At 41.7% G+C, this 21,578-nt stretch carries 19 protein-coding genes; 3 read left to right on the top strand and 16 right to left on the bottom strand.

Annotation, left to right across the window (positions count from 1 at the left end; genetic code table 11):
• Positions 1–117 precede the first annotated feature (117 nt).
• Genes LHV68_08300 through LHV68_08290 form a run of 3 tightly spaced genes read left to right on the top strand, consistent with a single transcriptional unit; the run spans position 118 to position 2,841 of the window.
• The gene (locus LHV68_08300) at positions 118–849 is read left to right on the top strand and encodes a hypothetical protein (protein ID MCB4791874.1); all 732 of its coding nucleotides are present in this window, start codon (positions 118–120) and stop codon (positions 847–849) included.
• A gap of 2 nt (positions 850–851) precedes the next feature.
• Positions 852–2,087 carry a hypothetical protein gene (locus LHV68_08295; protein ID MCB4791873.1) on the top strand — a complete coding sequence of 412 codons (1,236 nt, stop codon included), beginning with the start codon at positions 852–854 and terminating at the stop codon, positions 2,085–2,087.
• 25 nt (positions 2,088–2,112) lie between these two features.
• Positions 2,113–2,841, top strand: a complete 729-nt coding sequence (locus tag LHV68_08290; GenBank protein MCB4791872.1) for a glycosyltransferase — start codon at positions 2,113–2,115, stop codon at positions 2,839–2,841.
• Between the two features lie 65 nt (positions 2,842–2,906).
• On the opposite strand, the gene LHV68_08285 is transcribed toward LHV68_08290, so the two are convergent.
• The 16 genes from LHV68_08285 to LHV68_08210 all read right to left on the bottom strand — a co-directional run bounded on the left by LHV68_08285 (position 2,907) and on the right by LHV68_08210 (position 21,521).
• On the bottom strand, positions 2,907–3,380 hold the full coding sequence (locus LHV68_08285) for a hypothetical protein (protein MCB4791871.1): 474 nt from the start codon (positions 3,378–3,380) through the stop codon (positions 2,907–2,909).
• Between the two features lie 109 nt (positions 3,381–3,489).
• Positions 3,490–4,608, bottom strand: a complete 1,119-nt coding sequence (locus LHV68_08280) for a hypothetical protein (GenBank protein ID MCB4791870.1) — start codon at positions 4,606–4,608, stop codon at positions 3,490–3,492.
• On the bottom strand, positions 4,568–4,903 hold the full coding sequence (locus LHV68_08275; protein ID MCB4791869.1) for a PilZ domain-containing protein: 336 nt from the start codon (positions 4,901–4,903) through the stop codon (positions 4,568–4,570). The genes LHV68_08280 and LHV68_08275 overlap by 41 nt, the downstream gene beginning before the upstream one ends.
• Before the next feature lie 58 nt (positions 4,904–4,961).
• Complete coding sequence (locus tag LHV68_08270; protein MCB4791868.1) at positions 4,962–6,098, bottom strand: hypothetical protein; 1,137 nt, start codon at positions 6,096–6,098, stop codon at positions 4,962–4,964.
• 111 nt (positions 6,099–6,209) lie between these two features.
• Entirely contained in the window at positions 6,210–7,472 is a 1,263-nt protein-coding gene (locus LHV68_08265) for a hypothetical protein (GenBank protein ID MCB4791867.1), read from the bottom strand.
• Between the two features lie 57 nt (positions 7,473–7,529).
• The gene (locus LHV68_08260) at positions 7,530–8,774 is read right to left on the bottom strand and encodes a LysM peptidoglycan-binding domain-containing protein (protein ID MCB4791866.1); all 1,245 of its coding nucleotides are present in this window, start codon (positions 8,772–8,774) and stop codon (positions 7,530–7,532) included.
• Complete coding sequence (locus LHV68_08255; GenBank protein ID MCB4791865.1) at positions 8,774–10,324, bottom strand: hypothetical protein; 1,551 nt, start codon at positions 10,322–10,324, stop codon at positions 8,774–8,776. Before LHV68_08255 ends, LHV68_08260 begins: the two co-directional genes overlap by 1 nt.
• 160 nt (positions 10,325–10,484) lie before the next feature.
• Positions 10,485–12,536 (bottom strand): Na/Pi cotransporter family protein, encoded by a 2,052-nt coding sequence (locus tag LHV68_08250; protein MCB4791864.1) that lies wholly within the window; start codon positions 12,534–12,536, stop codon positions 10,485–10,487.
• A gap of 190 nt (positions 12,537–12,726) precedes the next feature.
• Positions 12,727–13,629 carry a PfkB family carbohydrate kinase gene (locus tag LHV68_08245; GenBank protein MCB4791863.1) on the bottom strand — a complete coding sequence of 301 codons (903 nt, stop codon included), beginning with the start codon at positions 13,627–13,629 and terminating at the stop codon, positions 12,727–12,729.
• A 115-nt stretch (positions 13,630–13,744) separates the two neighbouring features.
• Positions 13,745–14,626, bottom strand: a complete 882-nt coding sequence (mtnP, locus tag LHV68_08240; protein MCB4791862.1) for an S-methyl-5'-thioadenosine phosphorylase — start codon at positions 14,624–14,626, stop codon at positions 13,745–13,747.
• 90 nt (positions 14,627–14,716) lie between these two features.
• Positions 14,717–16,804, bottom strand: a complete 2,088-nt coding sequence (gene recJ / locus LHV68_08235) for a single-stranded-DNA-specific exonuclease RecJ (GenBank protein ID MCB4791861.1) — start codon at positions 16,802–16,804, stop codon at positions 14,717–14,719.
• Positions 16,801–17,619: a purine-nucleoside phosphorylase gene (locus tag LHV68_08230; protein MCB4791860.1), complete on the bottom strand. Its 819-nt coding sequence runs from the start codon at positions 17,617–17,619 to the stop codon at positions 16,801–16,803. The genes recJ and LHV68_08230 overlap by 4 nt, the downstream gene beginning before the upstream one ends.
• 53 nt (positions 17,620–17,672) lie before the next feature.
• Complete coding sequence (locus tag LHV68_08225) at positions 17,673–18,860, bottom strand: phosphopentomutase (GenBank protein ID MCB4791859.1); 1,188 nt, start codon at positions 18,858–18,860, stop codon at positions 17,673–17,675.
• Between the two features lie 164 nt (positions 18,861–19,024).
• Complete coding sequence (locus LHV68_08220) at positions 19,025–19,978, bottom strand: transketolase family protein (GenBank protein ID MCB4791858.1); 954 nt, start codon at positions 19,976–19,978, stop codon at positions 19,025–19,027.
• Between the two features lie 105 nt (positions 19,979–20,083).
• Entirely contained in the window at positions 20,084–20,914 is an 831-nt protein-coding gene (locus tag LHV68_08215; protein ID MCB4791857.1) for a transketolase, read from the bottom strand.
• A 451-nt stretch (positions 20,915–21,365) separates the two neighbouring features.
• Positions 21,366–21,521, bottom strand: a complete 156-nt coding sequence (locus tag LHV68_08210; GenBank protein ID MCB4791856.1) for a type II toxin-antitoxin system HicA family toxin — start codon at positions 21,519–21,521, stop codon at positions 21,366–21,368.
• Between the last annotated feature and the right edge of the window lie 57 nt (positions 21,522–21,578).

Genomic DNA, 21,578 nt, shown 5'->3' with positions numbered 1-21,578 from the left:
CCTCCGGCTGAAGAGAGCCGAAGGCTCCTTTGATAACGCGGCATCCAGCCATCATTAATATTCATTCCCGCTCTGGCCGGACTTATATTACGGCGGGGTGAAATACAAGGAAACCGGGTGAAAAGGGCTCTTCTTATATTCTTAACCATATCCCTGCTATTTGCCGGTACTATTAAGGCCTTTGCTGACGATCAGGCCTTGATAGACCTCGGCCTGAAATTCCTCGATAACCCGGGAGATTTCTTTTTTAACCTGCATTCCAATAATGAAGATTTTTCCCCTCTTCCTTCAGACCGGCACGGGTCTGTAAGGTTTAATTTCTTCCCGACCTTTCTCCCTTTAACCTGGACGAGTCTGAATTTAAAATTCAATGTACTAAAAGATAACGGCACGTCGCCCCAGATAGACCTCATCGGCATGTACGGAGACCTGCTGGCCCTTCACGCAATCCAGTCAAGTTTAGGCGATGTAAAACCTACCTTTTCGGATTACTCTATAGGAGCAATAGTAAGCAAACAGGCTAATGAAGACACAAAGATATTCGGCGGCTGTAAAATATCTACTGTACAGCTGAAGGTCCAATTATCGTCTTCAAGCGTAGTGGAACAAGGGGCTTTCAGGCTTGACCATATAGATTTTAACGTAAAAGATACTTTTCTTTTTACAGGGATTTATCATCAAACGACAGAAAACGATTATCTTGTTGCCCAGGCAGGTTACGGGTTTACTTATAAAAAAATAATTTCAAGGATTATGGCAGGGCATAAACATTTTGAAATAGGCATGGATATATTTCCTGAAGGCTTATTGGTAATTCAGCCTTTTATGGCCTGGCATTGGTACTTTTAGAAATGATAAATAGATTAAAGTATATCATCATTATCTCTATTCTATTGGCATCATCAGTTGTTGGGTTGAATGCTGAAGTAAAAATAGTCCCGTATTATTCAATGAACGTCACCGAAGGAGTGGTGCTCCCTAATAAAGGAGACATGATGTTCGGTTTGAACCTGACCAATGATGTAGGCTTGCTGCTGAGCCCGTCAAAGGAAAGCAACCACAGGATACTGGGTTTTTATGAACTTAAATACCAGGGCCCGGGTATGCATAAAGTGGAAGGAGAGAAATTCTCCGACAGGTGGATGGACCATATAGGGCTCTTGAGGTATAATTATTATATCGATAAATATACTTCAATAAAAATACAGGCCAATCATACGACCGAATATAAACGTACGGGGACTAATGAAGTCTGGGGCAAAGGTTTGTATGATTATGACAGCAACGGTTTTCAGTTCGGCGTGGGCAGAATATTCTTTGAGAAGCTGGATACAGAACTAAGTGTTGGGTACAGCAAACTTGATTTCCCGAACTATACGGACCTCCTTTATGAAGCCCAGGCTTCCAGCGGATCGACTTCTGAATCTTCTGCCGGAAAGCAGAACCATGCCCTTACGCAGTACAACTTAAACCTCAAGTACGGACAGTCAAGGGTGTTCTTTGCTTACTCCTTAATGGCCTATGAAAAACAAAAAGTCATAACACAAACAACCCAGCCGGACGGTACCCTGTACAGTTCTACTCTCCAAAAAGACGCAGTCTTAACGCTCGGAGCTGACCATACACATAAAATACATAACTTTTTATTGATAACCCCTTCGATAAGCTGGAAACTGAAAGGGTCTAATCAGAATTTCTGGGAGTTTAAGTCCTCCGGCACCTCGTCGCTTGCCACAATACCGGAAAGATATATCGCAAATTATTACGCCTATACCGAATACTACTTTGGAATTCCCTGTTCGCTTTTATTAAGCAAGAAATGGGACTTGTTTTACAACCTTGAATACGACTGGAAGGATTACCTGGAACGGCCGCCGAGGGACAGCGACGGCAGCTATTTAACCGGAAAGCAGCACAATTATCTTTTTACTATGAGCACGGGCTTCACTTTTAAACCCAATGCAGTTACAAGGACAACTCTTTTTTATACGTATCAGAAACAAACATCAAACATGAAATATGAACAGTACCTGCCCTATAACTATGAAGGAAACTTCATAGGTATCAACTTTAACTACACTTATTGATATCTATTTGACCTGATTAAAAAAAATGTTATACATCCTCTTAGCTGCCTTTAACGAAGAAAAAAACCTCCCGTTCATTTTTGAAGATATTCAAAAACAGGCATTTACCTTTCCGTATAAAATCATTCTTGTAAATGACGGCTCAACTGATTCCACAAGCCGGACTGCAAAAGAATACCAGAAAACTTTGCCGGTAACGATCCTAGACCACGCAGTAAATTGTGGGCTGGGTTCTTCACTTTTAGACGGATTTAAATTCATTAACACTACCCTCGGCCAGGATGATACAGCTGTAGTGCTCGATGCAGACAATACCCACCCTATAGAATTAATTAAGGATATGAAAAACAAAATCGATGAAGGTTTTGATATCACTATAGCCTCTCGTTTTACTGCCGGCGGCACCCAGGAGGGACTATCTTTCTCAAGGAATATTTTGAGCAGGTGCGCAAGTATATTTTTAAAAATCGTCTGGCCCATTAACGGGGTGAACGACTATTCGTGCGGCTACAGGATGTATAAAGGGAGCCTCTTAAAGGCGTTGTTCCAGCGTTATGGGGAAGATATTATTCTTGAGAAAGGGTTCTCGTCTTCTCTAGAGATACTTCTTAAGGCAAGCGGACTTACCGGTAAAATATGCGAAGTGCCCCTTAATTTGGATTACTCAAAAAAACAGGGCAAAAGTAAAATGAAGGTATTTAAAACTATATTCCGGTATTTTGTACTAATATTTAGCGTAGAGCGTAGAGCGTAGAGCGGATAGAAAAACAAAGGCCTTACTTCTCCTATCCGCTAAACGCTATTCGCTATACGCTATTTTTACTCCAGCATGTAATCTTCGAACGGTATCCCTTTATCCGTCAATTCTTTTTTCCACAGTTCTTTTGCCTTGGGCATTTTTTCGCGTGCAAGTTTTACCCATTTTGATTCAGGCGGAGAGAAAAGCTCTACAACGGTCTGATACCAGACATAGGCATATTTTATGGAACTGTCATTTAGTTTCTGCTCATTATCGAACTTGATTATTTCAAGCTCTTTGTTGTAATCTTCCTGGGAGATTTTCCCTTTTGAGAGCTTTTTATCAAGTTTGGCTTTTTCTTTTTCAAGCTCTTTTAAGAGCTCTGTTTTTTTAATTTCGGGGTTTGAATACCAGCTAAAATACTTTTCCCCTTCAAGATAGGCGGACCTTGCCCTTAAAACAACATCGATATAGATCAAAACATAAACTGAAATAATACATAAAATAACGGTAATAGACGTTTTTACCCATTTTTTCTCAAATAAAGCATTCATTTTAAAACTCCCTTTTATTAGCGTATAGCGGATAGAAAAAACAAAAAACACAATGTATTATGACTTTCCTATCCGCTCTACGCTAAACGCTGTACGCTATATTTTGCTTTCATTTCTGTGAAATTTTCCAGAAGAAATAAGTATCGATAATTGACCAAACAAGGCTGAGTACAAATATAATATCCAGTAATATAAAAAAGTTAGTAGAAAGAAAATCTCTTGCGGAATTATACGATTCTTCTATCTTATCGATCTTGGTCTCAACTGTTTTATGAAGGTCCTCTATTTCAAAGACAGTGTTTACGTTCTGGTACACGGTCCTTAGGTGCCAGTCAGATTCAACCTTCGGTATATTTGCCAGGACATTGTATAAAGAATCAACTATGCTTATTTTATCGCCGTCAAAATCAAGAGCTTCGCTTGAAAGCCTCTGATACGCACTGGGTATCAGCCAGAATTTATAGTATGGAGGAAGGTTTTCAAGGTGCTTCTGGCTGATATCAAGCTCGTGATCCAGGATGTAGTTGTACGAGCGCATTGACCAGTACTGGGCGAAGGAAAGTTTTATCATCTCAACTATATCGTCCGCTTCCTGAGAATAGACAACGGCACCGAACCTCTTAATCAATATGATGTCATTTTCATAATATCCGTAGTTTATCAGCTCCTGCTGTTCGAGCACAAAACTGGAGAGATTGTCATAGTCAGCTTCGCCCACCACCAGCCCGAACAGGGGCTTGATGTTCTTTTTAATAAAAGCATCCGCATCTTCGCTCGGCGGGTCTTTTAATAAGAATATAGGGAAAAGTTCCGTGTCCTTAAGCCTGTATTCATAATGGTAGGTCGCGTACTTGTTCGCCCTCTGCATTAAGCTTTCGACCGAAGCCTGGCAATAAGAGATGATGCCGGTTTTGCCGACTTTTATTTTTTCTACGTTGCATGAGATACGTGCAAGATAATTCAGGTCTCCCAGAGTTTCAAAAGATATTTGCATCATCCCTACGCCGAAGCGGTAGACCTGGGTCGAGAACTCAGCCTCTTCGAAATTTACACCTTCGAACGAAAGGCTCCCCATTTTTCTTGCCGATATCTCTTTAAAAAAGCTGGCCGCATCCTTGCCTGTAAAATCAAGCTCAAGGCCCATATCAAAAGGGAATAAGATAAATATTCTTGAACGCAGGCTCATTTTATCTATTTCTTGCAGCCTCAATTGAGGCGATAGCTTCATTTAACGATTTTTTGTCGTTTACAGACTCAAACTTAATGCCTACCAGATACGAATGCCCTTCAGGCAATATCCTGACCACAAGCCCCATAAGGTTTTTAAAATGAAATTTATTCCCGATCACGAAACTTAAGAAGATCGTCTGATTACGCTTTAACTCTGCAGGGGTTTCCATCTTTACTCCGCCGGAACTTATATTATGAATAACACCCCAGCTTTCTTGAATGTTGGATTCCGGGATCTGAAGCAGCACTGGAACAGAACAGTTTATACGATCAGCTCTACGGTTATTTATCATTTTCCTCTCTTTAGCCTGCCGCTGCAGGACTTAAATGAAGTCACCTAGTTACGGTTCTTCATTGTTTTATTTCTTTCTTTTTCAGGCTTGATATTTTATATTTGTAAAGCTTACCACGGTCACCGGCATAAACTGCATAAAGCCATTTGCCTTTGGGGCAGATACTGGCTAACTGGCAGCCGGAGATTTCGGGCAGGCTGTATATTCTTTTTAGATCAAGGGCCTTAAGGTTCTCTGCATAGACGTACACCCTGTTTTCCTTAGCATCGGCGATCCAAATAAAACTGCCGTCCCAGGACAAACCTACAGGGACAGCGAAACTGCAGTCATAACTGTAAATAGGTGTCAACTCCTGAGCTATGATATATTTAAATATTTTTCTTTCGGAAGAATCACTGATCCATAAATAGTCCCCTATAACCGCTAGGCCGCTGGGGGAATGTTCATTTAATTTATAGCTGTTCACCACCTCTAACTTTTCATCAATAACATGTTTGCGGAGTACAAGGTCGTTCCCGCATGACCACAAAAATTTATTGTCCAAGGCTATCGCCAAAGGGCCAAAATTAGAAAAATAGTAATTATCAATGAGCTTTAACTTCTTGTCTAATTTGTACTCATAAATGCTCTGGGTATACCAGTCCGCTACCCAGATATTATCAGCGCTTAATGACACGCTGGTCGGGTTTTTATGGGGAATATCAAAAACCGATATATTCTTCTTTCCCAGGACGGCTTTAAAGAGGAACATCACAAAAATAAAACTTAAAAATATCCTGAAGAATTTTCTATACTGCCAAATAGTAAAATACGGCAATATGAACTTTGTCCCGCTTTTTGAAGTTTGAGGCCTACCGAGTATATGATTAACAACACCTATTACCTCTGCGGCACGCAGCGGCACATTCAGGCAATCTATGGCACCTTCATGCAACAATTCGATTGCTGCGTGTGCATTGCGTTCGAACATCCAGCATATAACGGGAAGCCGCGGGAACTGCCTTATGACATTCTTTATAAGGGCATCGCCTTTAGCTGTATCGATGACCGCAAGGTCGGGATTTTCAGTTTTTATGATACTTATGTTAAATATTTCATCCTTATCGGCGACAGTCTCGTGCCCTTCAAGTTTGAGGATCGTGGCAAATTCCTCTCTTACCTTCGGGTCATTAAGCAATAATAGTATTTTACTCATAATAGCCTTTTATTTTGGGCCATGATTACACAGATTTTTTATATCGATTACACAGAAACATCGACGAACCTAGATCTGTGTAATCAAAGATTGTTGGCTTGTAAACAATCTCTATTTGTTAATAGCGTATCCCGGTATATCAAGAATGAATATACTGCCAGGTTTTTTGCTTTCAAACTTTATGCTGCCGCCTAAGACGGTCATGGATTTTGAAGCTTTGTAAAGGTTCATGCCTTTATGCCCGGGTTTTGTAGTAAAAAACGGCAAAAACATCTTATGCCTGTCTTCGGCTTTAATGCCCAGCCCGTTATCTGAAAACCTTAAAGCCGCCCTTTCCCTGCTAAACTCTCCGCTTATCGTAATCTCGCCGTTCTCCGGCAAAGCTTCTATCGAGTTCTGTATGATATTTTCAGCTATCTCAAGGAGCATTTTTTCATCACTGGCAAAATCAGGATACTTTTTCTGGTCCGGCCAGTTTATTTTTATTTTATGTTTTACCAGGACATCGAAATATTTCCTCTTTAATTTATCCCAGAATACCTGCCAGGACATCTTGTCGATCTTTGCCTTGACTATTGATGACAACTCCAAAAAAATATCCAGCGTATTCACCGCTTCACGGCTGTACTGATTCAACAGTTCAAGGTCAGAAGTTATCTCTGCCAGAGGCTTTTCCTTATTCCCTTCAAACAATGAAAAACCTGTGTCCTTTTTTTCTTTTGCCAGCTTGCCCTTGATACTGCCCCATCTTTCCAAACAAAACTGTGAAGTGCTCGAAGAAACTCCGCAATAGTCCCTTAATTTATTTATAAGGGCTACCATTTCCCTGTTAACATTTTCCCTTATCTCTTTTTCAAAATCCAGGTATTTTAATTTTGCGGTTGCTTCCGCTTTTTCCATTTCCTCTTCCTTGCTTTTTATTTCCAATTTCATTTTATCCATATTAGCCTGAAATGCCTCTAGTTGTTTCTGGAAAATGTTTTTGTCTTTTTCCCGCTGTTTATAACTGTCCGAGAGTTCGTTTTTTTTCTCTTCTACCTTGACCTTGAGCTCATCTTTCTCTTTTTTCAGCGCATCGATGCTCTTTTGGGCATCCAGGGTCTGTTTCCTTAAGAAACGCACTTCTTCTCCGTGTTCTATTAATTTTGCGCGGACAGCTGTTTCTGAAGCACCCGATATCGAGCGGAGAAGCTCATTTTCATCTTTCAATTCACTTATCCTAAACTCTGTTTCCTTTAAAACCTTTACTACATCATCCTGGTAATTTTCCAGAAGCGAAACCAATGCGCTCACTGTCCCATCTCCCGCATGCACGGACAGACGCTCTGCAAAAACTTTCTTTAAATTATCGAATTCCTTCGTTATATTTTTCATTTTACAAGTTATGGTCAAGGTTTTATTTAAATAAATTCCTTAATTTTGCAATGTTGTTTACGGCTTCGGTATCATGAGTTCTTCGCCAAGCCTGGGCTGACCTCTTTCAACTTTATCCTTATTTACATTGTAAATAAACTGCCATTTATTCGGGTCGTCATAATATTTCTGTGCTATAGACCTCAAGGTGTCTCCGGGCACTACTTTGTGGTACTGAGGCCAGGTAACGGCTTTCTTTTCATAAGACGGCCTTTGTTCTTCTTTTTTTGCATCTTTTGGTTTTTCTATGAGCTTTTTCTTTGCTTCCTGGCTGACACCGGGTAAACCCAGGATATTACCGTCGGGGTGTTTTTTATATTCATCCAACTGTATTATTTCTTTGTCCAATTTTGATTTCTTCTTTTCAAGGTTCTTGATCGAATGCCTCAAAGAAGCTGCTTTTTCTATCGACCTGTCAAGATAAATCTCTGAAAAATGCGGCCCGCCGAAACGGTACCTGAACCCTGCCTGAAAATACCCTGAACCAGGTGTAGAGTTGTAAGGGAATGAAAAAGCTATGTCAAAACCGAGCGGCCAAAGATAAGTGCTTACCCCGCACGTTATATACGAATCAGGAGCGTTTAATACCCCGTAACGAGTAACCACTAGCCCTTCATAAAAGTCGTTTTCAAAGCCTAAAGACATAAAGAACCTGTCAGTCCGCCATTTAATATCGCTGGTCAATTTACCGTAAACTGAATTATAAAATACCCCGCAGCCAAGAGAAGTTTCTGCCATATCTTTGTCAGGGGACGCTAAATTATTTATCGCCATACCGACCGTAACCTTTTGCTTTACTACATCCGATTGAGCGCCAACATCGAGCATTACACCCTGCTTTCCAACTAAAGTATCTGAACGCCATTTAAGTGTACCCCCGAACCTGAACGGATATTTTAAAAAAATAGAATTCTTTGCCAGGGTGATCCCTGTCTCCTGTACGCTTTGTTCTCCCATTCCGGAATTGTTCCAATGGACTGCAAGCCGTTTCGGGTCCTGGTCCGCATACGGCCAGGTAAATATCATTCCCGTCATAGCACCGAGTTTGTTGTCCCTATATAAACTCCCTATGTTAAAGCCTATCTCAGAAACATCGCAGCCGGCGAGGCTTCCCGGGTTATGATACACACCGCCTATATCGCCGTTGACAGCTATAAAAGACTGGCCCATACCGGCAGCCCTGGTGCCTGTAAACTCAACGGTATACGCACTACCCGATAAAAATAACAAAACAAAAAGTAAATACCCGTATTTTTTGTTCATTATTCAAAACCTAAATCGTCCAGATATATATTCCAGGGAATATCGCCGTTTTGAGCTATCATTATCTTTATAGCGCTTATCCTTTGGACGTCGAACACACCGTTACCGCGGCTTTTAGGGTCCCGGGCCCATCCGTTAGGGAATGACAGGCTGTTAAGGAACCCTTTTCTTCCTGTTACAGAAAGGTTTGGCGACACCCAGAATTCTCCGTCAGAATCAAGCATCCCCATATTTATTTTTATGTCATAAATAAAGATTTTCGTATTGGTAGATGCTTTAATCCATACTTTTAACATTGAAAAAGTGGAAAAATCCTGCCATTCTACGAATTCCCTGTTTATGACCGCTGAAGGGTTTTTTGCCTTTTCAGAAGGGACAAAATATATGCGTAGAGCGCCGGCTCCGGACTTAACATCTTCTTTTTCGATATCTAAATTTATCCGGCATTCCGTTTCTTCAAAAAGTTCAGGCGGGTAAGTAAGCATCGTTTTTAAAAGCCCTTCTTCAAAATTATCTCCCTTAAACTGTCTTTCGCTCGGAGGAAGCATTACCTTGTTTTTCCAGAAATCAGGGTCAATAAAAAACGGATTATACTTTTTTAGAGCCAAAAGATACCAGGCGCTGACGAATATATCTATCTCATTGCCGCCCTGCACCACAGGAAGCCCCGCGGATCCCTGATGTTTCTTGGACCATAGCAGGCTTTCTTTGATCTTACTTAACAGGTCAAGGCTTTTTTCTTTCTCTGCAAAGACAGTTGAATAAACCAGAGAAAGAAGTATCTGGTTATAAAAATCCGTAGGCGTCGAAAAATTTGTCCAGCCCTGATATTTATCACCCAGGATCAGGGTCGTCCATAAACTGTCCGTTATGTCAAACTCATTTTTAAAGCTTTTTCTTTTGAAATTCTTATTCTCATCGCTCCACAGGAACTTACTTAAAAATTGCTTAGTGCGCCAGGCAGCAAAACGGTACTCGCTTGAACCTGATAATTTCCAAAGTTTAGGGAATACTGAAACGGCAAAAAGGTTATCATTGGACGTGAAATAGAGCAAGGGCGTAGTTTCCCAATAACCCGCGGCTATGCCGTGTTCAAGCCCTTCCATCGACAAAATGATCTTTGCCAGGCTTTCTGCCATAGGCAAAAACTTTTTATCGCCCGTGCTAAGGGAATATTCATTTGCGGCTAATATCAGCCACAACTGCGTGCCGGTAAGTATTTCGGTTGACAGAGGTTCGCCGTTTACCTGATAATACCTGTAAAACCCCTTAAATTCTCCGGACTTTGAATTTTTTGTCTTTAGTTTTTGAAAAAATTCCAATATCTTCTCAGCTCTGTGATAATGCCCTCTTTTTATAAAAACCAGCGCTGCGGCCGCTTCTTCTTCTACCGTAAAATTATCTTTATTTTCAGAGATTACAAGGCCTTCTTGGTTCTGGCTTAAGTAAAACCAGTAATACATAGAGTCAATATCTGAGAATTTATCGATTCCAAAACCAGTCCCCTTACAGATCAAAAAGGCTAAAATGAATAAAGCCGTATTTTTCAAATTTTTCTCTTTGCCCGGTTAGAAACCCAGCAAACCTTTTGGGCTGCATGCCGTTATTTTTGATCAAGAACCTGAGCGGCAAAATTTCCAATGGATTATTATTGAAAATATATATAAATTTTGTTTAATTGTCAATTGTATTTCTATATTGACTTATCTGTTAGATATCGCTGGCAAGCGTAAAACAGATTGAAGTTACATGCGAATTTATGCTTTTTAACTGGTCTATCAGGTCCAGATGGACACCGGAAGTCTCCAGCGATTCCTGCACTCCGGAATGCAGCCTTGCTATATGGCGTTTTCTAAGCTCGAACTGATAGATGTTCGTATCATTTTTTTCTTCGATTATCAGTTTGGCGATATCAAGGTCATTGTTCTTTAAGGCGGCCACGGACTGTTCCATGTTTTTTGTCACCAGAGTATAAAAATCAAAGATATCTTTCCAGCCTTCATCCGAGAACCACAGGTTATTGCTGAGTTTTTTTCTTATAAGCGGTATAATATTTTTATCGACAATATCTCCGATGGACTCTAAATCGTCCGCTATGAACAACAACCGTGTTTCCTGCTCGGATTGTTCCTGGGTAAGGTCCCTCTGCCCGAGTTTTGTAAGATACGGGACAATAGCGTTTCTGAGCATATCGGCATGTATCTCTTTTAGGGCTACGGATTCAGTGAGTTTCAATTCCTGTGTTTGAAAAATATTCAAAGACTCCTTCATCATAGTTAAAACTATCTCGCCTTCCCGTACTATCTCCTTGCGCGCCTGTTCCAGGGCGAGCGAAGGGGTACTTAAAAACTCATCGTCAATATATACCGGGCCGAAGGGCTTTTCTTTTTCTTTTGAAGGCAGGATAAGGTTGCAAAGCTTATACAGTGCCGGCAAAAGAGGAAAACATATTGCCGTATTAAGTATCGCGGTTAATGTGTGTGACATGGCGATCTGGCGTGCAACGTCATTAGTACCGGTAAATTTCAGCGTAAACCATTTAATAAAATACAGCCATAAAGGCTCTCCCCCAAAAGTAAATACGAACAAAAGAGGCACTATAAAAACTACCCCTAAAACCTGGTGGATAGTATGCCATAACGCGACTCTTTTAGCTTCCGTACTTCTCCCGACCGATGCAATAATCCCTGTAAAACAAGTCCCCATCTGGGCGCCAAGGATTACGGGGACAGCCTGGCTTAAGGTCAAGACTTTTGCCAGGGCAAAAGCAATGATTATCCCGGAAGTTACCCCGCTTGAACGCACTATTAAGGTTATACCTAGGCCTGTCAATATCGCATAGAAAGGGTTATCAAGATTTTTCATAAAATCAACGAACGGCTCATAAGTTTTTAGAGGGCTGAAAAGATCCGACATGATCTTTATGCCGATAAAAAGAAACCCTATGCCTATGATACTTTCGCCGATGCTTTTCCACTTTTTATCATCCGTTAGCACGGAAATAAAAAAGCCCAGGCCTGCTATCAGTATCGCATAATCAGAGACTCTAAACGCAACGAGCTGTGCAGTTATTGTTGAACCTATCTCGGCTCCCATGGTTATAGACATAGCCTGATAGAACGTCAAAAGCCCGGCATTTACAAGAGTGATCTCTAAAACCGTTGTTGCCGAGCTTGCCTGATTAAGCATCGTCACAAAAAATCCGGTAAAGACCCCCTTGACCGGAGATTTTGTCAAAGTTATCAATATCTCGCGCAGCTTCTGGCCTGCAATCTTATTTAAAGAAAGGTTCAGGTAGGCCATTCCGAAAAGAAATACACCCAGCCCCCCGATACTGCCCAATATCATCAACAGGATCCAGTATTTGGAATGAGAAGTAGCATTAAACACAGCGGGGTTACCGATAGAATCATTTGTTGTGGCACTCACAATGATTTCTCCGGTTTGGGGGTAACCGAGGTTAAGCCTGGTCCCGGCATAACCGTCCTTATCGCTAATAACCGCCTGGCTGCTTAAGGTACTTTCTAGTTTATTTACGGAATTAGATTCGGGCTGTTTGACTATTACAAAGGATACAAGCGTATCTGCCAAAGGCTCATTTTTCAGGGTCAAAACCTTTACTACAAAATCATTTTTAAGAGGATAACCCCTCATACCCCATTGGTTGTCGCCAGAGACCTTGACAACTTTATGCTCAGCAAAGAGAGCGGGCAGAATAGACAACGCTATTAAAATCAATGTGATGAAGCTTTTTATATTCATATATTTTATTCGAAACAACAATCTCAAATGAGGTAATTTCGAAAAGACAATCTCGAAATCCGAAAAAAACTACAATATCAAATATCTAAATTCCAAGAACATCAACTCACATGCTTAAATTATATTCTTTTGTCGTTTGCCGTTTTTGTTATTGAATATTTTTTCGGATTTCGAAATTCGGATTTGCTTTTTACCTGAAACTTGTCAGCTTTTCAAACTGCTTGAACCTGTTCTGGATCCTAGGCCAGGTCAGTTTATCCAGATTACTCAGGCTGAAGCCCTCTACGTTAAAAGACGCCATCACGCTTCCGTAAACAATGGCTTTCCGGAAATTATTAGAATCCAATTTATTGCATTTGGCAAGATACCCCATGAACCCGCCTGCGAAAGTGTCTCCTGCTCCTGTCGGGTCGCTTACTTTTTCTAAAGGAAGGGCCGGAGCGCAGAATACGCCGCTTTTTTCAAAAAACATCGAGCCGTACTCTCCTCTTTTTATGACAAGCGCTTTCGGGCCCAAAGCCAGGATCTTTTTTGCGGCTGTAATAAGGTTCTTGTCTTTGGCAAGCTGTTTGACTTCTGCTTCGTTTATTACCACGAAATCTATATGCTTAAAAAGCTTCTTCAACGCATCGGGTTTGCTTGATATCCAGAAATTCATAGTGTCGCAGGCCACAAGTTTCGGTTTTTTGACCTGTTTTAATACTTCAAGCTGAAGTTCCGGGTCGATGTTGGCAAGAAAGACATATTTGCTGTCCATATATTCTTCCGGTATCTGCGGCTTGAAATTTGAAAACACATTTAGTTCCGTTTTCGTTGTCTCTGCCTGGTTTAGGTCTTTCATATAATGCCCGGCCCACCTGAAGGTTTTTCCTTCCACTTTCTGCAGACCCTTTACGTCTATCCTGTGCTTTTTTAGAAGCCCGACATGCCTCTCGGGAAAATCCCTGCCTACAACAGCCACAAGGTTGACTTTTGTAAAATAGGAAGCTGAAACGGAAAAATACGTCGCAGAACCGCCCAGCGCATCTTTTACTTTCCCAAAAGGCGTCTGGACAGAATCAAGAGCGATAGAACCAACTACGAGGATACTCATTATAAAACCTCCGTAAATCAGACTACAGACTTGAGACATCAGACTACAGACTAAAGGCTATTAAAGATTTGGGTTTAGTCTGTCGTCTCTGGTCTGTAGTCTGTTGTCTATCATTTTATACATATTTGCCTATGAGCAGTTTTAGCTTCTCATACGTCTTTTTATTTCGTTTGTCTATCTTTGTCATTATCGCGAACTGCAGGGCATTCCTGCACGCGCAGTTTCCCGGATAGCCTGCAAGGACTGGTACGATATTTTTTATCAGCTTCTTGACGTTTGCGGTATTTGCTTTCAATGTTTCGATAACAGCTTCTACGCTTACTTCTTCCCCTTCTTTCCAGACATCATAATCAGTGACAAGCGCAACTGTAGTATAACAAATTTCTGCTTCTCTTGCTAATTTTGCCTCGGGTATCGCCGTCATTCCGACTATGCTAAAACCCAGTTTCCTGTTCACCTCTGATTCGGCTTTTGTGGAGAACTGCGGGCCTTCGATACAGACATACGTGCCGCCGAAATGGCTTTTTATACCCATATCTTCCACACCTTTATGTATAATCGCTCTTATATCATTGCAAAAAGGGTTGGCAAAACCGACATGAGCCACTATACCGTCGCCGAAAAATGTGCACGGCCTTGCTTTTGTCCTGTCGAACAGCTGATCAGGTATTACAAAATCCCTGGGTTTGATCTCTTCTTTAAGTGAACCGACCGCAGAGACAGAGATTATCTGCTGGGCACCTAGAGATTTTAATGCATAAATATTGGCTCTGGAATTAAGCTCCGAAGGAGATATCCTGTGGACTCTTGCATGGCGCGGCAAAAATGCGCACATAACTCCCTCAAGCCTGCCCACTACAATAGCGTCCGATGGGTCCCCGAACGGAGTTTTTACCTTGACTTCTTTTAGATTTTCGATGCCGTCTATCTCGTATGTACCGCTGCCGCCGATTATAGCTACCTTTACCGGTTCTGTCTTTTCATTTTTTTTAGCCATAAATTTCTCCATTTTCTAGCGTAAAGCGTATAGCGTTTAGCGTATAGAAAAGTCAAAAGCTTTGAAGTCCTATCCGCTCTACGCTATCCGCTAAACGCTTTCTTTGATGTCTACTATCACAAGCCTCGGCGATTTTGTGCCGTTATAAACTTCTAATTCCAATAAGACTGCGATATCATACAGGCTTTGCACCTTGAACTCTTGTTTCCCGAGCCCCCAGCCTAGGACCTTTAAAGTTGAACTGCCGTTCTTCTTAACGCTCAGTTTTACGTGGTCTCCGCTTACTCCCATAATATTCGTTTCAACGAGCTGCATTTTTTTCAAAGAAAAAACCGGCTGCGGGTTTTCATTCCCAAAAGGTTCAAGCTCGCTGATCTCTTTTACTAATTTCAGGCCAACTTCAGAAGCATCAAGTTCGGCATCTATTTCTATTTTCGGCACTAGCAGGCTGTCGTCTATTTCTTCCTGGGCTATTTTTTTGATACGCTGCCTGAATTCGCCGAGTTTATCAACATCTATGGTAAGCCCTGCCGCCTTTGTATGCCCCCCATATTTTATCAAAATATCGCTCAGCCGGTTAAGTATCTTTATAACATCAACACCCTCAATAGACCTGACAGCACCTACGGCTTCCCTGCCTTCGATGATAAATAGTATGACCGGCCTGTAATACTGTCTTACGATATGGGAAGCAACAATGCCCGTCACCCCGTGTTCGAGGCCGCTTGCAGTTACTACAAATATCTTATCTTTCTCTATATCGCACTGTTCCTCGACAAGAGACGAGAAAGCTTCGATGTTCTTTGCCTGTACTTTTTTTCTTTGTTCGTTCAATTTAAAGATCTGGTCAAGAAAGGCATGCGCCTCATAAATATCCTTGCTAAGAAGAAGCTTTGCCGTAAGGTCGGCTTTGCCGAGCCTTCCTGCTGCATTAAGTATAGGCGTAATATTCCACGAGATGGCTTTAGCCGTCAGCTCATCCCTGTTCCTTGAACACCTTTCCAAAAGAACGGAAATCCCGGAATTCCTGGTTTCTTTTAAGTGTTTTAACCCTTCTTTCACAAACGCCCTGTTTTCTCCGGTTAAAGGCATGATATCCGCTATAGTGCCCAGAGACACCATATCAAGGTTGTCCTTTATAAAAAAGCCCATCCTAAGGTCTTTTTTGTTTTCAAGGTCCAGGTACTTCTCAAAAGCAAGCTCTGCATCCGTCTCCTCTTGAGAAATGCCTGCCGGCTCGTCTTTGAAACCGGCAAGGTCGATGAAAGAATCTATCTTGAGCTTCTTGCCGAATTTCTTGGAGAAGTGGTCCAGTACTTTAATATCAAGGCCTGCATTTTTTAAGATAACTTTTTTAGAGCCGATAAACTCAATTATTTTATCAAGCATCCCTGCCGTAACGCTTTCTTTTAGAAGGTCGTACTCAAGCTTTTCTTCTATTAAAGTGTTCCTGAATTTGATGAGGCCAAGCTTCAAGACATCCTCAGGGTCAGCGCTGTTTTCTTTTGTAGAGATATTTAAGAAGACCAGCTGTTGGTTATAATATCTTCCGAAGGACTGCATTAACGCTTCGCAAACCTTGAATGCTACGGCGCATCCGGCAAGGTCTGTAAAAGGATACTTTGAACCCTTCAGCTTAGGGTCTATTACGGCATAAGCTTCGGGAAACGATTCAGGGGACGGTTCATGATGGTCGGTTACGATAACGTCCATATTCAACTTGCTTGCATGCGCTGTTTCTATTCTTGAAGTTATCCCGCAATCTACGGTTATTATCAAAGTAACACCCTGAAGATTAAAGGAATTTAGCACTTCCGTATTCAAGCCATAACCTTCTTTCGAGGGCACGTACCAGAGGGGCTCTGCGCCGAGCGACCTTAAGGTCCTTAGCATTATGCATACCGACGTGACACCGTCTACGTCGCGGTCACCGTAAATAAGTATTTTTTCTTTATTGTCTAGCGCCCTTTTTATCCTTTCAACGGCTTTCTCGATATCAGGCAGTAAAAACGGATTTTTAAGGCCTGCAAGGCCGGGGTTCAAAAATTCGTTCGCCTCTTTTACCGAAGAAAAGCCCCTGTTTACAAGGACAGCCGCACAGGCCCGGGATACCTTAAGGCCGGACGCTATCTCATTGACCAGCTCAGGCGATGGTGATTTGTAGATCCAGTTTTTCATGTATTTATTTTCTCTATTATAGTTTTTAAAAGGTTAAACAATTTATTTTCTATCAAACCCGCAGCTTTTATTACGTCTTTATGTGATATTTTCCTGTTTCTGCTGAAAGATAATTTATTTGTGACATTACAAATACCCAGCACCTTTATGCCCATCTGCCTTGCAACGATAGTTTCAGGCACCACAGACATCCCTGCCACATCTGCACCGAGCTTTTTAAAAGCTTTTATTTCCGAAGGCGTCTCATAACTAGGGCCAGACAAAGCTATGTACACTCCCCGACGAAGCTTTATGCCGTTTTTCTTTCCTGCATCAAGTGCAATTTTTTGCAGATTCAGGTTATAGGCATCCGACATATCTACAAAACGCTCGCCCATGTTTTCAAAATGCGCCCCTCTAAGCGGGTTGTCCCCCATCAAATTTATATGGTCTTTTAAAACGACCAGGTCCCCGGTATCATAGCCGCTGTTTATTGCGCCTACGGAAGCTGTAAGTATCAGATATTTTGTCCCCAAAAAGCTCATTAAGCGGACCGGATAAGTTATCTCCTGCATGGAAAGCCCTTCGTAATAATGTACCCGCCCCTGCATTATCATCACGGGCTTTCCGCCGGCAACCCCGAAAACGAGTTTCCCGCTATGGCCTTTGACCGAAGTGACTGGGAAATAAGGGATATCGCTGTAATTAAATTCTTTTATTATATTTATGTTTTTAAAAACATTCCCCATGCCTGAACCGAGTATCACGGCTACCTGGGGTATCTCTTTTACTTTACTTCTAATGAACCTTTCGCTTTTTTTAAGTTTGCTGATCATGCTGTCTTTCCTATTAAATTTAATCTGTGTAATCTATTTTGTAATCACTGTAATCAGAGATTGTTGAGTTTCCCAACAAGCTCAGCTTTCATGCTTTTGCCGTTTTCAAGCTTGCCGATATTAAAGATATCCGCAATAGTCTGCGCAAGGTCTGAAAAACTATTTCGAATACCTAAGTTTATTCCATTTCTTATCTGTTTGCCGTATAAAAGAAGGGGCACGTATTCCCTTGTATGGTCAGTATGCTTTAAATACGCCGGGTCGCAGCCGTGGTCAGCGGTGATGCAAAGAACGTCCGTATCTTTTAATGCATCTTGTAATTTCGGCAGAAAATCATCAAAATATTTTAAGCCTCTGGCATATTCTGCAATATCCCTTCTGTGCCCCCAGAGCATGTCAAAATCCACTAAATTTGTAAAAATAAGCGAAGGAGTTTTTTTCGGGCTCTTTGAAACTTCAGCGAGAGCTGTGTTCATCCCTTCAATATTATTGTCCGTATGTACGCTCTTTGTGATGCCCTCGCCGTTAAAAAGGTCCGTAATCTTTCCTACCGCTATAACCTCGCCGCCAAAACCTTTTATCTTATCAAGCAAAGTAGGTTTAAAAGGAGAAAGCGCTAAATCTTTCCTGTTTTCAGTCCTTCTGAAATTTCCCGGCAAACCGGTAAAAGGCCTCGCTATCACCCTGCCTACGGAATTCTTTCCGGTAAGCATCTTTCTGGCTATACAACAAATCTTATACAATTTATTCAACCCAAACTTTTCTTCATGCGCTGCTATCTGGAAAACCGAGTCGGCCGAAGTATAAATTATCGGGCACAGCGTCCTTATATGTTCCTCGCCCAGCCGTTTTATTATCTCTGTCCCGGAACTTGCGCTGTTGCCTATGGTCTTTGACCCTATCCTTCTTTCAAATTCTTCTACCAGTGGTTTTGGGAATCCGTTCGGATATGTAATAAGCGGCTTATCAAGGATAAGGCCTGCAAGTTCCCAATGCCCGGCAATCGAATCTTTCGCAGGCGAAGCGCACATCATTTTTGCGTAGGATCCCAAAACTCTTTTACCGGACGGCGGAAATATAAGGTTATAAAGCCCTAGTTTTTCAAGGTTTGGAAAAGATAAGTTAGTGTTGGATAGTAGATGCCCGAAAGTATCGGCTCCCAGGTCATTAAATTTGCCGGCATCAGGCATTGCACCGATACCTAAACTGTCAATAACGATTACGACAAAACGGTTTATCATTTAAAGTTAGCTTCGCTAACTTTGACTACAGCGATAGATAACTGCGATTCCAGTGATACGTCAATAACTGCAAGGATAGCTTTCTTTTGATTTTATTTCTTTATTTTGGTTCTTAATCACTGTAATCTGCATTTGCAGTTAATCACCGTAATCAAAGAGTCGCTTCAGCGGCTCTTACGTTTTATTGCCTTTTCACAGGCTTTAGCTATATCCACGTCTTTTAATCCGTACGATCTTATGAGGTCTTGAGGTATGCCTGATTTCCCGAAAACATCGTTTATGCCTATCATTTCCATTGGAACAGGATAGTTTTTTGCCAGGACTTCTGCCACAGCTGAGCCAAGCCCGCCGATAACCTGGTGTTCTTCAACGCTGACTGCAGCGCCGCATTCTTTTGCAGCCGCAGATATTGCTTTATCATCTAATGGTTTTATGGTGTGGATATTGATGACCTTGGCCGATATTCCGCTTTTTTCAAGAAGCTCTGCAGCCATAAGCGATTCATAAACCATATAACCGCAGGCAAATATGACAATGTCTTTGCCTTCTTTTAGCACCTGGGCTTTTCCTATTTCAAACGGCGTATCTTCTTTTGTAATTATAGGCTCCGTTTCCCTTCCGAAACGGATATAACAGGGGCCGTACATTTTCGAAGCCGCTATCGTTGCCTTTTTTGTCTGTATCATATCGCAGGGGACAAGGACCGTCATCCTTGGGATGCACCTCATTATCGCTATATCTTCAAGAGCCTGGTGCGTAGCCCCGTCCTGCCCGACCGTTATCCCGGAATGCGAACCGCCGATCTTTACATTAAGATTAGAATAACATATTGTGTTTCTTATGTTTTCCCACGGACGGCCTGTAGAAAACATCGCGTAAGTAGTGGCAAAGGGGATAAGCCCTGCAACTGCAAGGCCTGCAGAAACACCTATCATGTTCTGTTCTGCTATGCCGAGTTGAATAAACCGCTCCGGATATTTCTGTGCAAAAAGATGCACCATGACCGAGCAGGCTGTATCCGCTGCCAGGGCAACGACTTTGGGGTTACTCTCGCCTAACTCAACAAGCGCCTCGCTGTACCCGTATCGTGTAGCCTTTTTTCCGTAAATTTCAACCATTATAACTCCTAAAAAATAGTCTTGAGTTCTGAGTCTTGGGTCTTGAGTCTTTGTCAAGGTCTATGCAGTTACTCACAACTCATGACTCACTACTCAATTCTGCCGTTACTCCAGTTCTTTAAGCGCCTTTTGTGCCAATTCTTTCGTAGGGGCTTTTCCGTGCCAATCGCAAATATTTTCCATAAAAGAAACACCTTTGCCTTTTACGGTCCTTGCTATTATAACGCTCGGTTTAAGCCTGGTTTCTTTCGCTTTTTTAAAAGCATCGAGGATTTCTTTAAAATCGTGGCCGTTAATTTCAATAGTGCTCCAGCCGAACGATTTATATTTATCAATTAAAGGCTCGACGTTCATAATATCCTTTGTATTGCCGTCTATCTGAAGCCTATTGTTGTCGACTATAGCGCAAAGGTTATCAAGCTTATAATGTCCTGCAGCCATAGCTGCTTCCCAAACCGAGCCTTCCTGCTGTTCCCCGTCGCCCATAAGCACATACGTGCGGTTTTGCCTTTTTTCTATCCTTGAAGCAAGAGCCGTGCCTACTCCTATTGAAAGCCCGTAACCAAGAGACCCGGTCGAAACTTCAATACCCGCTATATCCTTGTCGGACCCTGGATGCCCCTGCAACCTGCTCCCGAGCCTGCGCAGGGTGCACAGCTCTTCGCTTTTTACACAGCCCAGCTCAGCCAGGACAGCGTATAAGGCAGGGCATGCGTGGCCTTTTGACAAAATAAAAAAATCCCTGCCGGGATCTTTCGGGTTTTTCGGGTCAAAATTCATCTCGTTAAAATATAAAGCTGTAACTATATCTGCGGCTGAAAGGCTGCCTCCCGGGTGGCCGGATTCGGCATCTAAAAGCATATTTATTATACTGCGCCTTATCTTTTTTGCATATTGTTCAAGTGCGGAAATTTCCACTAAGCCTCCCCGCCTCATCGGCGGGCCCACCGAAGAGGTGGGCTAATATTTTTTCGAGTTTTGCTATTCTATCTTCAAAATTTCTTTATTGAAGATATAGTTTACATTTTTGATATTATTTTGTCAATTTTTGCCTGTTTTTTGAAGTTTTTTCAAGGTTTTTTTGAGTGGCGGGACCGCATCATTTCTTTCTTAAATTTATCAAGGACATATTCAATACTATGTCCTGCTTTCCGAGAATCCCTATTCTTTTTGAATCATTTTCCCATTACACTCATCATAGAAATCAATTTTTCATTAATTTTTCAATGCACGAGCAGTTCCTTATTGGACACTTATGTCCCAACAGCTCGCGTACCAAAGACCTTCCTGTTTGAAGCTATTTATGATGAAGAAACTTCATCTTTCAGACTTCGTGGCACTAACACGCAGTTATATACAACACGGGCTATACCCGTAAAATCCATATTTATAATTTAAAAAAATTTTCCGTTTCAATATCTATATCGTTTAAAATACTTTTCAATAAACCTCTTCCGATATCCTTGCCCTTATGAATAGGGACCACCGTACATCTGCCATCATTGTGTTCCCAAAAAGTATGGCTTCCTTTTTGACGTATCATTACAAAATCCCGTCATTCCTGCCCCCGATTAGGGCGTTCGAGGGTAAACTCCAGCAG

This window comes from Candidatus Liberimonas magnetica (assembly GCA_020523885.1).
GTDB lineage: Bacteria > Elusimicrobiota > Endomicrobiia > Endomicrobiales > JAFGIL01 > Liberimonas > Liberimonas magnetica.
Note: the sequence above shows the minus strand (reverse complement) of the source record. Positions and strands in the feature narration are given on the sequence as shown.